The following is a 14984-nucleotide window of genomic DNA, read 5'->3' as shown; positions in this document are numbered from 1 at the left end:
ATCTTGACCTTCTGAGCCCGCTGGCATTCGAGCAGCTTCGTACTGGAAGCTGAAATGTGTCTACGAAAACGGGTCAAGTCCAACAGCTCTTTTACGTAAAGACGTATTTAGTTTTAAGAAGGCGGAGGGGCAATCCAAAACTTTCGCTCCCAGTAAGCATGAACACCGGTGATGCAAAGCGCCAGCCACGCAATACTTTCGGCGAAAGCTGCAAGGACGTCGGTCAGATAGTGCACGCCAAGGTACATGCGGGTAATTGCCACAACAGACACAATGAAAAGGGCAACCCAGACTAGAAGCGCGCGAGCCTTCCATGACCTGACCTGGGGTAGCAGGAGTGCAACGACCACGCCGTACAACAACGTAGCACCGGCAACATGACCGCTAGGGAAGCTGTAGGTCGTCAGCGTCAGAAGCTGATTGTCGAAGCTGGGCCGACTCCTTTGGAATGCGTATTTCATCCCCACGTTAAGAAGCATCCCCTCGGGCACGGTCAGGCCAACGCACAGCAACCAATACCAGTTGCGGCGCCAGGCCAGCCATGCGCATAAAGTAATGACAGCCATCGAGACAGGTAATGTCCCATGCATGTTCGTGATCACCAGCATGACTTTGGTAAGCGCGGGAGTCGTATGTTGGTAAAACCAATCAGCGACAGTCTTATCGACCTGCACGATAGAGTCACTGGTTGCGACGTCCTCTGCAATGTTGCCGAATATCGTGGTCGCGACAATCAGCACCACCGCGCCGGCAGCGAGTCTGAAAAAAAGCATCCACGTCGCTCTGTCATGTCTTTGAAGGGCGCGCGCCTTGAGGCCTCGGATGAAATCAAGCATGGAGGTCCGATCGGTGAGAAACGAGAGCCGGGAATATCAACGTGAGTGGTTTGTTGGCAGGATTTTCATCCTTCCATTTCTCAGCTACCCGTAGAAGACTGACATGAAAATAGTTCCATGGCTCGCTGCGCAAGGCTGCCCTGATCAAGACTTTGGTCGGGCGACGCGATGGCATTCTGTGCAAATGAAAACAGGATTACTTGCCTTGCACGCTGTCCATTGCTTTGAGCATGTCGCTTGTAGCCTGTTTGCATTCTGCTGCGACGGGCGTGCCTGCGCGCAGCGCCTTCAGTGCGCCGTCTATCGCTTTGTCAACGATATGCCAGTTGTCGGCATCTCTCGGTTTCAAACCGGCTTCTGCCGAATCCCACGCCACTTCGAGATCCTTGATCCGGGTTTTGGCGGCCGGTAAGTCCCCTTTGCCCACCAGGCCGTCAACGTCTGCGGCAATGGCTCGAAAAGCCGACAGGTCGCCGAGTTTTGAGGCAGTTTTGTTTGGCACGTTGGTACTTGAGCTGGCGGGCGTTGTTGCCTGAATACTCTTTGCACCAGAAACCTCGGCCGGTTTCGAGCAGCCTGTTGCCAGAGCTAACAATGCGATGACAGTGAGCGTCGTGAGTTGACCCTTGAAGGCACGGAGGGACTGCATGATGATTCCTTTGATGTATTGGTGTAAAGATGATGTGGTGAAATCGCTGCTAGGCTTTTTCGGCCGCAGATGCGGTACCGCTATTGAGCTGGGCTGCGGTCACAAGTACCACGATCACGGTCAGGAAGATGGCGCTGGTCAACATGGCGCCCAAACCCAGACCGCCATAGGCTTTGGTTTGGGTCAGCATGTCACCTAAGGCAGCGCCAAAAGGTCGCGTCAGGATGTAGCCTATCCAGAACATGAGAACGGCGTTTGCGCCCAACCGCCAACTCACCAGGGTTACGGCAATCAGAATCCCGAATGACAAGGAACCCCACATAAAGCCAAGGCCCAATGCTTCGGTGGCCAGATCGCCACCAGCGGTGCCCAACGCAAAGGTACAAAGGACCGCAGCCCAGTAAAACAATTCCCTGCGGCGCGTCGTTATCTTGTGAATCGAAAGGGTTCGCTCCAGGTAATACCAGAGTCCGAAAATCACAGCCAGACCCACGGCAAATACACCTGTGCTCACATAAAGGCTCACGCCCAACCCATCGGTCAATGCATCGGTAATTTGCGTGCCGACGACGCTAATGAGCACCACCGTCAACCAGTAGGTCCACGGGGTGTAACGGGTCTTGCGGAACTGAAGAATCAGCGCAATCGCCAGCAGAGTGCACATAACGCCACGGGTGAGCCCTTGCCCCCAGCCGGCGTTAACTGCCAGGAAGTCTGCGCCAGTTTCGCCGACGGTGGTGGAAAGTATTTTGATGATCCAAAAAGCGAGAGAAACCTCTGGAACCTTGTTGAGAAATCGCTCCATTTTCTGAGGCGTATCTCCAATTGTTGTAGTGTTCATGCCTGCACCGCCTTCCATATTTAATGGCGCAAGTGTGTGGATCAACACTTAGCTCAGGCTTAGTGAATGCAGGGCAACTGATTAACATACAGCTGTGTTGAAAGAACAGACTAGGTTGGGTGGGTGAAGTGGAGAAAATTGGCAACGGCGAGCCCCAAGCCCTTGATCTTGAGTGCATCAATTTTCTGGATCGCCAATGATCGCCTTTGGTCGCATACAGCCATTCTTTAGCGGGCGTTGAGATGGGATGTTGCTTGGCCCTTAAAGGCGATCAACGGCGCTTGGGCCGTAGCAGAAGCATGAACCAGTGCCCCGTGATATTAGGCAAGATCATTTTTTATAGCGGCAGATACTTTGCCAAATGAGTGAAGCTGCGCGCAGAGCTTATCAATCCCATGGAAAGTTTCATGGCACTGCCGGATGTTATGCAGAAGTGACGCCGGGTACTCAAATCACCCCCCGAGAGACAGATAATTCTCACGCGTCACTGCCTTGCTTTACTCAAAATCTTAAAAATCAACATCCGCTGCTTGTCGATCACTCTCGTATTTTTGAGGGTGATCGACAGATGCGGCCGGTGTTGATTTCGTCCTTCAATGTAAAAATTTACGTACGTCGGTGCACGTGAATCAAAGGTCATGCCTTGGACTAATGTACTGCTGACGACACTCAGAATGGGTGGGGCTTTAAGCAGGGCAGGGAGAGGGGCCTAAGCCCCCACCCCAGGCTCTTTCAAGCCACGCCGGCTACAGCGGTGGTAGCAGTAGCTTGTCGGAGGATCCAGGCGTCGATAGATTCCTCCAGAAATCCTACTGCAGTGGCCGCGCCACCAATCTTGAACGGACGGGGAAAGCTGGCGTCGTAACGCCCCGACTGGGGCGAAATCTTCTCGTACAACGAACTGCGAGAGATTGAAAGCTTTGCACAGACCTGGCGTATGCGTAATACCTGTTGACGTGTAGACATAGGGATCCTTAAAAGGGCTAGTTGAGATTGATTGAACCTGGACGACTACTTTTGCGATGCCTGAGTGGCTCGCCTCCAGCCGTGTCCATATCAATCCACCTGCGCCGTATTTTTTACCGTTGGGTGCTCGCGGCGGTCACACCTGCTCTGCAACGACGTTTACTACTGATCTCAGATCGCTTGCTTAGCCAGCACTAAAAATTCGCGGCTGAAAGTTTTGTCGAGTCTGCGATAGACGGCTGCGAAGCTTTTTTTCCGCTAGAAGTCGCGGGTCTGCCGGTTGTGCTACCTGCAAAGCCAAACCGCTTTTGATGCGACCCAGCTGAAGCGCCGGTAAGCCCAACCGGGGCAAGAACCCGAATGATGCCGAACGGCAGCGGTCAGATATTTATTTGTCGTCGGGTGTGCATCCGAGCCACACGGAAGAGTGTCACAGCACATTCACATGGTTCGCGTTTGACAAGCATGTGCTGATTTTTTTATGTTCAATAAATATAAGTATGTGTACCGCTAAAACCCTGGTCATACGCCCAGTTGAGCATTAAATCTTTCGATAAGTGCATCAAATCAAGCATCCAGGAACTAAGGCATTAAGGATATAAGTGTTATAGGTATTGAAATGACTAGTCGAATAGATGGATGCGTCATTCGCATTCCATCGTTATCAAATAATCAACAAGAAATTAAATTTAAATGAACGTACAAATTCAATCGACAGGGTATCTGGATAGTATTCAACAGTTTGTCCAGCTCTGTATTAGCTCTATCTGGCTACCTTTTGATGTTAAACCTAAAGCTGTCATCAAGAGTCACGCTAAATTAGCAAGTTTTATTAGCTTGTTCCTTCCAAACCAGCAACGTCCTGACTTTACGTTAACGTACTCTGTTGAGGTTCAGTTGTTTTACGAAAGCTGTGCGGAGCAGCAATTCATTCTGGATGATCTCGATCCCTATCGCGTAACGCCTGAGCAGGCATTGCTATTCAACGACCTTGTTTTATGTATCAGAAGGATCTATCGGCATTCTATCTATACAAAACTAATCGAAGATCGTAAGGTGCTAACGGAAAGCCAGAAAATTCTTTATAAAGGATATGTCTCTGGCCTTTTTCGTTCCTATTCAAAGCTTATGGTCTTAAGAGTCGATCTTGGATACAGAGCAAATGCCGGGACCATTGAGCAACTGCAAACTCATCGTGACCTTTTCTTTCACAACAGGCGAAGCAATGGTCTATTTGAATTTATGGTTGGCTATATCTGGATGATGGAATTCGGTTCTGAAAGAGGACCTCACCTGCATTTACTCCTCTTTTTTAACGGTCAAAGGGTTAATAAAGATGGACACTATGCCATGGGAGTATGTTCCTATTGGAACCGAATCGTTGGAATTACGGCCTGGGCGCATTCCAGTAATTTGAATAAAAAGGCTCTATTGTTGCAGGGGAAATGTGGAATTGGGTTAATTGACCACCGCGATGAAAGAATGATCCATAACCTGAATTCCGTCATCGACTATCTATTCAAAATGGAGCAGCACCTGCCGTATCGACCCACCAAGAACTTTCGCACCATGGGGCGGGGAGAGCTTGTTGAGTGTGATGGTAGCGTTAGAGGTAGACCACGTGTTCAAGAGACCTTGGAAATCCCAATATAGGCATTGCGGAGGATTTATACATCGACGGTTCTATCTTCGCTTGCGAAATACGATTCATTTCCAGGAGTAATGTATTAATTGATCTCTGGGATAAGATGTGATTTTCATCTGGAAGACAAATGCAACATAAAGAACCAGCACGCCGAGACGAATTGATTGAACTAATCAGGAACGGGTCTACAGATCCGAGGATTTACGAGGAGGTTAAGAAATTCAACGAGGCCCAGCTCGCCTTACGAAAGGAACGAAAACTGGCGGTCGCTTCGATAGTCGAAAAGATGCTTGAAGCTAAGCCGCCGATCAGCATTAAGGAATTGGTTGAAGAAGACCCATCAATGCTTCCCAGTATCGAGGCAATCTACGATATCAATGCTTTCAAGGCCGGTGCCAATTCGTTTGGAGTGACCTTCAGAGCCAATGGCAGAAAGAGTGGGGCTAGTTCCGCAGCAAGGGGACGAGATCTTGGACCGCCAATTCTAGTCATCAAGGTGCCTGGCGCCAAAGGCCAGCCGATGACGATATTCAAGAACTCTGACTTGCCTCCTGACACTTCATCTGCGAATCCACTTAAAAATTCGTTCCTTCATGTAAAGGGGAAGGGTAAGGATATCGCAGCAAGCTTGCGGTCATTCGTGCCGGAAGGGTCCACGGAAGCAAAGCAATTCCTCGCAACCGAAGAAGGGAACAAATTTATTGCGCGGTGGGCTGGCTGGATTTCTAGAGATGGCAAGAGAAAAGATTCAATCTGATTCGAGCTTGCTGGTTGCTATCGATGGCCGCTAAGCGAAGGCTTATGGGCGCAAAAGCAGGAAATCGCCCCACTAGTCCTTCGACTAAGCACTCAGAAAGTTTGGGTCTGGAAGTTGAAATGCGCGGCTACTGAATCACCGAAAACGGGCTATAGGCATGCACGCGTAGTCATTAGCGAGTGTTAACACCTAGATGCAACCTTGAAAATATCCGGATTTTCTGCTGATTACACCGGTATTTGCGCAGTATGATTTATGTATGACGGCTACATATCGAAGTGCTTGTGACTATCTCTACTAATGATTTTTTGCTGCGTAAATTCAACGAAACCTTTCCTTCGTTCAATGGGGGAATGAGGGAATTACGATTTATGGTTGGAACGTTAGGAATTGATAGCGATACCTATCAAAATCCTTTATTTGAAGTGAAGCGCCAAATAGCAACACATCTACAGCTGAATAAAAGTGTTGGAGAACAGCTTGTTATCTATAGGTATTTGAGGGAATCAAAAATTGATATCGATGCGTTCGACTTCATCGGAGAGTCGCGATCACAATTATCTTTAATTGAAGAGCAAATTTTTATCTTGCTCCAGCACTTCAATGTTCGCGGTTATTTAGTATCAAAATTTCAAACAAAAGAAAAATTCATATTTTTCATTGACGGAATATCAACCACGGACAAAGAAATGTACGTCTCTGGCGTGGCCAAGGAAGTCTCTAGGATTGTTCGTGAGATGAACTATCTGGATTGGTTTAATGACGACCCGGATAAAGTCGTTGCCGCAGACTATAACTTTAGAAAACGTTATCCTAATGCGAGTGCCAGTCCGTATTTTGAAAGATTTGGAGATGTTGAAGACATCCGCATTTTCTATTACAAGAATAGAGCGAATGCAGCGCAACTAAGGTTGGATTTTAAATCTACACAATCGTATTTTAATAATAGAAGAGCAAGAGAAAATCCAGATAAAAAGCAGCGAAATTTTTCTCTGTCAATAGCTGCCAATAGAAACATTAATAAGTTGGCTAATGACAGAGGTATAACTCGCTCAGCTGTGGTTGATATGGTTTTTAAAGATTTAAAAAACTGGCATAAGTTACAGGATTAGGACGAGCTTTGAAGGGCGATGCTATCAATCCGCAACCTTCTAGGCTGTGCGCAAATTAAATTCAGCTATGAACCTTTTGGCTGGTCATGATTTATGCCCTTTTTGTGCCCGCAATGGATAGAAACTTTGCGTTACTTCGCATTTTGTCCAGATGATCCGCCCACTCCTGCATCATCTTGCGGCGTTGGGGTAAGTAGGTGGCGAAGTTGTATGCAGCGCTGACGTCGTTACGCTCCTGGTGGGCCAGCTGCAACTCGATGATGTCGTGACGGTGACCCATTTCATGCAGAATCGTCGAAGCAACACCCCGAAACCCGTGGCCCGTCATTCGGCCGGCGTACCCCATGCGCTTAAGTGCACCCAATATCGTGTTGTTGCTCATCGGTTTGTCATGATCACGTTCGCCGTGGAAAAGCAATCCGTTCAAGCCCCTCAGCTCATGGATGGCAGCCAGGACCTCTACTGCTTGAGTAGAAAGTGGCACGACGTGCGGCGTTTTCATCTTCATTCGTTCTTTTGGAATGCGCCATTCTGCGGCCTCCAAGTCAAACTCATCCCAGTGAGCCGCAATCAGCTCTCCGGTACGCACGAACGTCAAAGCCATCAGTTTCATAGAAAGGCGTGTGGCTGGGGTACCTTGGTATGCCTCAATTTTTCGCAGCAGCTCAGGCATTTCTTTGGCCTCAAGCCGGGCATAGTGGGTTTTGATGCGGGGTTTGAGTGCGTCAGAGGGTTTCACGTCAGTAGCTGGGTTGCGCTCCAATAGGCCATTTGCTACGGCGTACCTAAAGATCTGGCCGCAGGTTTGCCAGGCGCGTTTTGCAATGTCAACGGCACCTCGCGTCTCGATTTTCTTCGCCACAGCCAGCAATATGGGCGCGGTCAGGTCTGCGATAGGGCGTTTGCCGATCTCAGGAAAGACATCTGCCTCAAGCCGGCGCAGAACATAGTCGGCATGGCGAGGAGACTTGGAGCTCTTCCAGTGTTCATGCCAGGCGCGAGCGACGGGCTCAAAGGTTGTCTCAAGGCTCACTTTGGCGACGCGCTTCAAGTCCTGCTTGGCTGCAACCGGGTCGGTACCGGATTTAAGCATCACACGGGCATCATCACGAGTCCTGCGGGCTATCGCCAAGCTGACTTGGGGGTAAGTGCCAAGCGCAAGACGCTTTTCTTTCCCACCAAACCGATATTTCCAGCGCCAGTGTTTGCCCCCGGTGGGAACTACCTCCAAATACAGTCCACCCGCGTCGGTGAAGCGTGTTCGGGCTTTGTCCGCAGGGCATTTAGCGTTTTTGCAAGCAGTGTCTGTTAGGGGCATTTGGGGGACTTTTCAGTACATAGGGGAATCGCCCCTACTTTATGCCCCCAACTTTGCCCCCAAAACGGCCGGATGTCAAAAAACAAGACTGGACAATAAAAAACAAAAAAGCCCCAGCTAGTGGGGCTTTCAGGACAGTTTGGAGACTGTATTGGATCAAACTGGATTGATCGTTGGCGGAAGAGGCGGGATTCGAACCCGCGGTAGGTTTAACCCTACGCACGCTTTCCAGGCGTGTGACTTAAACCGCTCATCCACCCTTCCGCGAAGCCTCTGATTGTAGCAGTCCTCGGCGGGGTTTGACGCCGTCCGGTGGGACAAGGCCTGCGGAAATGCTGCATTTAGTGAAGCACCCCGTGAAAGCGATGCTTTTCCAGCTGCTCCAGTGTGACAAATCTCAGGGCGCTGAGGTGGGTGGACTCCAGTACCACGGGCGGCGCCATGCCCGCCTCCAGGGCTTCGCGCCAGCGGTTGGCGCATAGACACCAGCGGTCGCCGGCTTTCAGGCCGGCAAACCGGTATTCCGGCCGTGGCGTAACGAGGTCATTGCCGCGCGCCACTGAAAATGCCAGAAACTCTTTGGTGACACGCACACAAACCAGATGCGAGCCCAGGTCGGAAGCGTCCGTATTACAGCAGCCGTCACGAAAATAACCCGTGAGCGGGTCGTAGGAGCAGGGCACAAGCGCCGTGCCCAGGACATTTTGTGTTTCCATTGCGGGCCCCGGCAGTCCTGTAATCAGGCCTTGTTGACCTGCACCATCTTCATGGCCGAGCCTATCAATGCCGACACTTCGGTCATGTTGCTGGGCACTATCAGCGTGGTTTTGGATTCTTTTGCAACCTGCGAATAGGCCTCGACGGCTTTTTCCGCCACCTTAAGCTGCACCGCCTGCTCGCCGCCGGGCTGGCGAATGGCCGCTGCCACGAGTTCAATGGCTTTTGCATTGGCATCGGCCACGGCCATGATGGCTGCGGCTTCACCCTGTGCGTTATTGATGGCTGCCAGTTTTTCGCCTTCCGAGCGGGCAATAAAGGCCTCGCGTTCGCCGGTGGCGATGTTGATCTGTTCCTGGCGGCGGCCTTCGGAGGCGGCGATCAGCGCGCGCTTTTCACGCTCAGCCGTGATCTGCGACTGCATGGCATGCAGGATCTCCTTTGGCGGCGTCAGGTCCTTGATCTCGTAGCGCAGAACCTTCACGCCCCAGTTCAGCGCTGCTTCGTCAATGGCGGCCACGACTTGCGCATTGATGATGTCGCGTTCTTCAAAGGTCTTGTCCAGCTCAAGCTTGCCGATGACGGAGCGCAGCGAGGTCTGGGCCAGTTGGGTGACGGCCACGATGTAGTTGGACGAGCCGTAGCTGGCGCGCATGGGGTCGGTGACCTGGAAATACAAAATACCATCGACCTGGAGCTGGGTGTTGTCGCGCGTGATGCAGACCTGGCTTGGAACGTCGAGCGGGATTTCCTTGAGGCTGTGTTTGTAGGCCACCTTGTCGACAAAAGGCACCAGGAAATTCAGTCCCGGCGTCAGCGAGCCGTGGTATTTGCCCAGCCGCTCCACCACCCAGGCATTTTGCTGTGGAACAACCTTGATGCTGCGCACGATAAAGATGACCGCAACGATAAGTATGATGAGCGCGATTTCCATTATTTCTCCAGTAGATGAGATGTTGCGGGCAAGATGCCGCAGCTTTTTTCGAAACTACAAAACCCTGAGCGATGGTCAGGGTTTTTCAATCACCAGCCGGCTACCCTGCATCTCCTTGATGCGGAACTGACCGGGACCATGTGAATCCGGTGAACCGGGCGCTGTTGCGGCCAGCACGGCTGTCCAGTTGGCGCCGCGGTATTTCACGCTGGCCGTGCCATCGGCATTCCAGCGCTCAACCTGTACGGGCTCCCCGATATCGATGTGCACATCAGGGTTCGCATTGACAGGTGCTACCTTTGGCTGCTTGCTCTTGCGCCAGTGCCAGAGCGCAACTGCACCACCGCCTACAATGGCGGCCGTGATGATCTGGCCGGTAACAGGCAGTCCCAGGTGCGCGGAGATGGCCGCGGCAACCATGCCCATGCACAGCATCAGCAGGTAAAAAGTGCCTGTTGCGAGCTCTATGGCCACTGCCGCGCCTGCCAGCAACCACCAGATGGTCGATTCCGCCATGAACTGTTCCCTTTACTTTTGTTTGCCTCTGATTTGTAGGCACCGAGCTACATTTTGAGGCAAATAGCCCCCGCACAATGGGGCAGACACATTATTTCCGTACACTTCGCACATTCGCGCAGCCTCAAACGGCAGCTGCACCTGTGTCATTACACCGCCAGCACGATACACCACGCTTATGAAATTCCGTTTTCCCATCGTCATCATTGACGAAGACTTCCGCTCCGAGAACACCTCGGGCCTGGGTATCCGTGCGCTCGCGCAAGCCATCGAGACCGAGGGTTTTGAAGTGCTTGGCGTGACCAGCTACGGCGACCTGTCGCAGTTCGCGCAACAACAAAGCCGCGCCAGTGCCTTTATCCTGTCGATCGACGATGAGGAATTCACCCCGGGCCCGGACCTGGACCCGGCCGTGCTGGACCTGCGCAATTTCATTGAAGAAGTGCGCCGCAAGAACCTGGATGTGCCGATTTATGTGTACGGCGAGACCAAGACCTCGCGCCACATCCCCAACGACATCCTGCGCGAGTTGCATGGTTTTATCCATATGTTCGAGGACACGCCCGAATTTGTGGCGCGCCACATCCTGCGGGAAGCCAAAAGCTACCTCGAAGGGGTACAGCCGCCCTTCTTCAAGGCGCTGCTGGACTACGCTGAAGACGGCTCCTACTCCTGGCACTGCCCGGGTCACTCCGGCGGCGTGGCCTTCCTGAAAAGCCCGGTCGGCCAGATGTACCACCAGTTTTATGGTGAAAACATGCTGCGCGCCGACGTCTGCAACGCGGTGGAAGAACTGGGCCAACTGCTGGACCACAACGGCGCGATTGGCGCCAGCGAGCGCAATGCGGCGCGCATCTTCAATGCCGATCACTGTTTTTTCGTGACCAACGGCACGTCCACCAGCAACAAGATGGTCTGGCACCACACTGTGGCGCCGGACGATGTGGTGGTGGTGGACCGCAACTGCCACAAGTCCATCCTGCACGCCATCATCATGACGGGCGCGGTGCCTGTGTTCTTGAAGCCCACGCGCAACCACTTCGGCATCATCGGCCCCATCCCGCAGAGCGAGTTCGAGCCGGAAGCCATTCGCGCCAAGATTGCGGCCAACCCGCTGCTCAAGGGCGTTGACGCAGAAACCGTCAAGCCGCGGGTGCTGACACTGACGCAGTCCACTTACGACGGCGTGCTGTACAACACTGAAACCATCAAGGGCATGCTCGACGGTTATGTCGACAACCTGCATTTTGACGAGGCCTGGCTGCCGCACGCGGCATTCCATCCCTTCTACGGCACTTACCATGCCATGGGCAAGAACCGCATCCGGCCAAAAAATGCGGTGGTCTACGCCACGCAATCGATCCACAAGCTGCTGGCCGGTATCAGCCAGGCCAGCCATGTACTGGTGCAGGACTCGCAGGACGTCAAGCTCGACAGGCACCTCTTCAATGAGGCCTACCTGATGCATACATCGACCTCGCCGCAATACAGCATCATCGCCAGCTGCGATGTGGCCGCCGCCATGATGGAGCCGCCAGGCGGCACCGCACTGGTGGAGGAAAGCATTGCCGAGTCCCTGGATTTCCGCCGCGCCATGCGCAAGATCGCAGAGGAATATGGCAGCGACTGGTGGTTCAAGGTCTGGGGGCCGGACAAGCTGGTGGAAGAGGGTATAGGCGAGGCCAAGGACTGGATCATCAAGGGCGAGTCACGCAGCGCCAAGATGGCCAAAAACGGCGCCAACAACTGGCACGGCTTCGGGCAGATGGCAACCGGCTTCAACATGCTGGACCCGATCAAATCCACCATCGTCACGCCCGGGCTGGACCTGAACGGCAAGTTTGCGAAAACCGGCATCCCGGCCAGCATCGTGACCAAATTCCTGGCCGAGCATGGCGTGATCGTCGAGAAGACGGGCCTGTACAGCTTCTTCATCATGTTCACCATCGGCATCACCAAGGGCCGATGGAACACATTGCTGACGGCGCTGCAGCAGTTCAAGGACGACTACGCCAAGAACCAGCCGATGTGGCGCATCCTGCCCGAGTTCTGCCAGAAGTACCCGAAGTACGAACAGATGGGACTGGCCGACCTGTGCCAGCACATCCACGCGCTGTACGCCAAATACGACATCGCCCGCCTGACGACCGAGGTGTATTTGAGCGACCTGGCCCCGGCCATGAAGCCGAGCGAGGCCTATGCCCATATTGCCCAGCGCAAGACCGAGCGGGTGGAAATCGACCACCTGGAAGGCCGCATCACGGTGGGCCTGGTGACGCCGTACCCACCGGGCATCCCCTTGCTGATTCCCGGCGAGGTTTTCAACAAGAAAATCGTTGACTACCTGAAGTTTGCGCGCGAGTTCAATTCACAGTGCCCGGGTTTTGAGACCGACATCCACGGGCTGGTAGGCGAGGTCGATGCCAAGGGCAAGCTGCGTTATTACGCGGACTGCGTGAAGAGATAGGCCTCAAGCCACGCCCTGTTTATCTGTTCGGGCTGAGCCCCGACGGGCTCAGGACAGGCCCTGTCGAAGCCATCCTTCGACAAGCTCAGGACAAGCGGAGATTGATCAATTCAGTCCGTCTTCGCGTACCCGCATAAAGCTGGCGAAACGCGGAATGCCGCTGTCATTCAGGCCCCGGTAGCGGTAGGTGACCAGCGTGCCGATGGGCGGCGGATTGTTGCGCTGCGCATCGCTCAAGCCGGTACCCAGCTTGAATCGCAGAGCAGGTTTTCCGGCTTCCGCGGGCATCTCAACCAGCAGCGCGCCCAGTCGCCCGGCGTTTTTGCCTTTGCCGGGAATATGGGCGATCACGCGGGCTTCGGCATCTTCATGTGTCTTGACCTTGAGCAGGTCGTCGTTGCGCAGCCCTTTGTAAAGCGAGTCGCCCCTATGCAGCATCAGGCCTTCACCGCCAAGCTTGACGGTTTTTTTCAGCTGGGCCTGCAGCGCGGCGTGGTCTGCAACGCGGTACTGTGCCACCGCCACCACCCACGGCTGTTTGATCTGGGCAACCAAAGCATTGAGTGGCGGAATGCGCTCGGTAAAAGAGCCGGGTTGCGCTGGCAGGTCAAACACCATAAAACGAATGCCGCGCCAGTCCGCGTCTGTGGTCGCGCTGGGCGTTTGTTGCCGGACAGTGGATACCGCTTTGGAGAACTGGCCGCGCCCGGCCCAGAGTTCGCCATCCATGGGCGTTTTTGGCCAGCCCGCCGTGAACCAGGCCGGCGCCATAACCCGTTCACCGCCGCGGGTCAGCAGTTTTTCGCCATCCCAGAAGCCGCGCACGCCGTCGTATTTTTCGCTTACCCAGTAGTCCTTGAGCACGACGCCAGGGCGGTAAACATTGGCCAGCATCAGCACGGGCCGGCCCTTTGCAGCGCTTGTCTCCTGCGCCAGCGCAGCTGGCAGCGCCACAAGCCCGGCCGATGCCAGCAACACGGACAGCAGGCTGGCGCGCAGGAGGGCGCTCAGGCGATGTGAAGGCTGTTTCATGGGGTCTCCCTGTTGGCGGCTTGGCCGCTCTGCTGTTTCCCGGTAACTGCGGCGCTACTGTTTTTACAGCTGCCTGCGCGCTTTTCTATTGGGCTATAGCCCAATTTAATCCCTGAAATGGCATGCCGGTGGGCTGTTTTACTTTCTCAAAATGCCTGAATTTGAAGCCTTTTATGCCCGTGGCCTCCGTCCTGTGTGCGCAGCCAGCTATTGTTTTTATAGCAAGCTGGCTGGTTTTTCAGGCGCCTGCAGCTTCTGCCGGGTCGGTGATGCCGCCTACCACCTGGCTGAAACCGCCGTCCACGTAGGTGATTTCGGCGCTGACGCCGCCGGCCAGGTCGCTGAGCAGGAAGGCTGCGACATTGCCTACGTCTTCAATCGTCACATTGCGGCGAATCGGGCTGGCTGCGGTGGCCTTGAGCATCTTGCCGAAGTCCTTGATGCCGCTGGCGGCCAGCGTCTTGATCGGGCCGGCGCTGATGCCATTGACCCGCATGCCCGTGCCCTTGTTGCCCAGCGACTCGGCCAGGTAGCGCACGCTGGCTTCCAGCGAGGCTTTGGCCAGGCCCATGGTGTTGTAGTTGGGCAAGACACGCAGCGCACCCAGGTAGGTCAGGGTCAGCAAGGCCGACTTCGGGTTCAGGTAGGGCAGGGCCGCCTTGGCCATGGCCGGGAAGCTGTAGGCGCTGATGTCGTGCGCAATGCGAAAGCTCTCGCGGTTCAGGCCTTCGAGGAAGTCGCCGGCAATCGCCTCGCGCGGCGCAAAACCGATGCTGTGCACAAAACCGTCAAAGGTCGGCCAGCTGGCGGACAGGTCGGTGAACATCTGGTTGATCTGCTCGTCGCTGCCGACATCGCAGTCAAAAATAAGCTTGGAGTCGAAGTCGGCGGCAAACTCGGTGATGCGGTCCTTGAAACGCTCACCCACGTAGCTGAATGCCAGTTCGGCGCCTTGCGCATGGCAGGCCTTGGCGATGCCATAGGCAATCGAGCGGTTGGACAGGACGCCCGTGATCAGCAGTTTTTTTCCGGCAAGAAAACCCATGTATATGCTCCAGTGTGTGGTGTACGGGGCCGTATTTGACACCCGCTCAAGTAGTGCAGAATTGTCGCATGGTGCGATTCGAAGTCGCCTGTAGTTAGCTTCATTTCAGTAAGCCAGGAGTTGCATTTACCTCTGTAGAGCCTAGGTTT

General features: G+C 53.9%; 14 protein-coding genes and 1 tRNA gene. 4 read left to right on the top strand and 11 right to left on the bottom strand.

Annotated elements, in window-relative coordinates; genetic code table 11:
- Positions 1 to 113: 113 nt before the first annotated feature.
- The 4 genes from ACFQND_RS12760 to ACFQND_RS12745 form a co-directional block, all read right to left on the bottom strand.
- Positions 114 to 836 (bottom strand): phosphatase PAP2 family protein, encoded by a 723-nt coding sequence (locus ACFQND_RS12760; RefSeq protein WP_377413740.1) that lies wholly within the window; start codon positions 834 to 836, stop codon positions 114 to 116.
- Positions 837 to 1032: 196 nt separating this feature from the next.
- The gene (locus ACFQND_RS12755; protein ID WP_377413737.1) at positions 1033 to 1485 is read right to left on the bottom strand and encodes a hypothetical protein; all 453 of its coding nucleotides are present in this window, start codon (positions 1483 to 1485) and stop codon (positions 1033 to 1035) included.
- Positions 1486 to 1534: 49 nt separating this feature from the next.
- Complete coding sequence (locus ACFQND_RS12750; RefSeq protein ID WP_377413734.1) at positions 1535 to 2326, bottom strand: COG4705 family protein; 792 nt, start codon at positions 2324 to 2326, stop codon at positions 1535 to 1537.
- 732 nt (positions 2327 to 3058) lie between these two features.
- Positions 3059 to 3292 carry a helix-turn-helix transcriptional regulator gene (locus ACFQND_RS12745; protein WP_377413731.1) on the bottom strand — a complete coding sequence of 78 codons (234 nt, stop codon included), beginning with the start codon at positions 3290 to 3292 and terminating at the stop codon, positions 3059 to 3061.
- Between the two features lie 693 nt (positions 3293 to 3985).
- On the opposite strand from ACFQND_RS12745, the gene ACFQND_RS12740 reads away from it, so the two are divergent.
- The 3 genes from ACFQND_RS12740 to ACFQND_RS12730 all read left to right on the top strand — a co-directional run bounded on the left by ACFQND_RS12740 (position 3986) and on the right by ACFQND_RS12730 (position 6806).
- A complete protein-coding gene (locus ACFQND_RS12740; RefSeq protein WP_377413728.1) occupies positions 3986 to 4945 on the top strand; it encodes a YagK/YfjJ domain-containing protein in 960 nt (319 codons plus the stop codon).
- Between the two features lie 119 nt (positions 4946 to 5064).
- The gene (locus ACFQND_RS12735) at positions 5065 to 5694 is read left to right on the top strand and encodes a hypothetical protein (protein ID WP_377413725.1); all 630 of its coding nucleotides are present in this window, start codon (positions 5065 to 5067) and stop codon (positions 5692 to 5694) included.
- Positions 5695 to 5978: 284 nt separating this feature from the next.
- Entirely contained in the window at positions 5979 to 6806 is an 828-nt protein-coding gene (locus tag ACFQND_RS12730) for a hypothetical protein (protein ID WP_377413721.1), read from the top strand.
- Positions 6807 to 6897: 91 nt separating this feature from the next.
- Here the strand turns inward: ACFQND_RS12730 and ACFQND_RS12725 are convergent, their stop codons facing one another.
- The 5 genes from ACFQND_RS12725 to ACFQND_RS12705 all read right to left on the bottom strand — a co-directional run bounded on the left by ACFQND_RS12725 (position 6898) and on the right by ACFQND_RS12705 (position 10291).
- Complete coding sequence (locus ACFQND_RS12725) at positions 6898 to 8124, bottom strand: tyrosine-type recombinase/integrase (RefSeq protein ID WP_371436742.1); 1227 nt, start codon at positions 8122 to 8124, stop codon at positions 6898 to 6900.
- 174 nt (positions 8125 to 8298) lie between these two features.
- Positions 8299 to 8388, bottom strand: a tRNA-Ser gene (locus tag ACFQND_RS12720).
- 77 nt (positions 8389 to 8465) lie between these two features.
- A complete protein-coding gene (locus tag ACFQND_RS12715) occupies positions 8466 to 8840 on the bottom strand; it encodes a DUF2237 family protein (RefSeq protein WP_371436743.1) in 375 nt (124 codons plus the stop codon).
- A gap of 23 nt (positions 8841 to 8863) precedes the next feature.
- Positions 8864 to 9775 carry an SPFH domain-containing protein gene (locus ACFQND_RS12710; RefSeq protein ID WP_371436744.1) on the bottom strand — a complete coding sequence of 304 codons (912 nt, stop codon included), beginning with the start codon at positions 9773 to 9775 and terminating at the stop codon, positions 8864 to 8866.
- Positions 9776 to 9850: 75 nt separating this feature from the next.
- A complete protein-coding gene (locus tag ACFQND_RS12705) occupies positions 9851 to 10291 on the bottom strand; it encodes an NfeD family protein (RefSeq protein WP_371436745.1) in 441 nt (146 codons plus the stop codon).
- Positions 10292 to 10469: 178 nt separating this feature from the next.
- On the opposite strand from ACFQND_RS12705, the gene ACFQND_RS12700 reads away from it, so the two are divergent.
- Positions 10470 to 12758: an Orn/Lys/Arg family decarboxylase gene (locus ACFQND_RS12700; RefSeq protein WP_371436746.1), complete on the top strand. Its 2289-nt coding sequence runs from the start codon at positions 10470 to 10472 to the stop codon at positions 12756 to 12758.
- Between the two features lie 105 nt (positions 12759 to 12863).
- Here the strand turns inward: ACFQND_RS12700 and ACFQND_RS12695 are convergent, their stop codons facing one another.
- Together ACFQND_RS12695 and fabI are read right to left on the bottom strand one after the other, a co-directional pair.
- Positions 12864 to 13790, bottom strand: coding sequence for a DNA ligase (locus ACFQND_RS12695; protein ID WP_371436747.1), 927 nt, complete (start codon positions 13788 to 13790; stop codon positions 12864 to 12866).
- Between the two features lie 238 nt (positions 13791 to 14028).
- Positions 14029 to 14835: an enoyl-ACP reductase FabI gene (fabI, locus tag ACFQND_RS12690; protein ID WP_371436748.1), complete on the bottom strand. Its 807-nt coding sequence runs from the start codon at positions 14833 to 14835 to the stop codon at positions 14029 to 14031.
- Positions 14836 to 14984: the final 149 nt, after the last annotated feature.

Origin of the sequence: Polaromonas aquatica (assembly GCF_042659145.1) — a bacterium.
In the GTDB taxonomy this organism is placed as follows: domain Bacteria; phylum Pseudomonadota; class Gammaproteobacteria; order Burkholderiales; family Burkholderiaceae_C; genus Polaromonas; species Polaromonas aquatica.
This window is presented reverse-complemented; position numbering and strand designations above follow the sequence as displayed.

Excerpts from the sequence above, each read along its gene's own strand:
- ACFQND_RS12760 (WP_377413740.1), bottom strand. The coding sequence starts at position 836 with ATGCTTGATTTCATCCGAGGCCTCAAGGCGCGCGCCCTTCAAAGACAT.
- ACFQND_RS12755 (WP_377413737.1), bottom strand. The coding sequence starts at position 1,485 with ATGCAGTCCCTCCGTGCCTTCAAGGGTCAACTCACGACGCTCACTGTC.
- ACFQND_RS12750 (WP_377413734.1), bottom strand. The coding sequence starts at position 2,326 with ATGAACACTACAACAATTGGAGATACGCCTCAGAAAATGGAGCGATTT.
- ACFQND_RS12745 (WP_377413731.1), bottom strand. The coding sequence starts at position 3,292 with ATGTCTACACGTCAACAGGTATTACGCATACGCCAGGTCTGTGCAAAG.
- ACFQND_RS12740 (WP_377413728.1), top strand. The coding sequence starts at position 3,986 with ATGAACGTACAAATTCAATCGACAGGGTATCTGGATAGTATTCAACAG.
- ACFQND_RS12735 (WP_377413725.1), top strand. The coding sequence starts at position 5,065 with ATGCAACATAAAGAACCAGCACGCCGAGACGAATTGATTGAACTAATC.
- ACFQND_RS12725 (WP_371436742.1), bottom strand. The coding sequence starts at position 8,124 with ATGCCCCTAACAGACACTGCTTGCAAAAACGCTAAATGCCCTGCGGAC.
- ACFQND_RS12715 (WP_371436743.1), bottom strand. The coding sequence starts at position 8,840 with ATGGAAACACAAAATGTCCTGGGCACGGCGCTTGTGCCCTGCTCCTAC.
- ACFQND_RS12710 (WP_371436744.1), bottom strand. The coding sequence starts at position 9,775 with ATGGAAATCGCGCTCATCATACTTATCGTTGCGGTCATCTTTATCGTG.
- ACFQND_RS12705 (WP_371436745.1), bottom strand. The coding sequence starts at position 10,291 with ATGGCGGAATCGACCATCTGGTGGTTGCTGGCAGGCGCGGCAGTGGCC.
- ACFQND_RS12700 (WP_371436746.1), top strand. The coding sequence starts at position 10,470 with ATGAAATTCCGTTTTCCCATCGTCATCATTGACGAAGACTTCCGCTCC.
- ACFQND_RS12695 (WP_371436747.1), bottom strand. The coding sequence starts at position 13,790 with ATGAAACAGCCTTCACATCGCCTGAGCGCCCTCCTGCGCGCCAGCCTG.
- fabI (WP_371436748.1), bottom strand. The coding sequence starts at position 14,835 with ATGGGTTTTCTTGCCGGAAAAAAACTGCTGATCACGGGCGTCCTGTCC.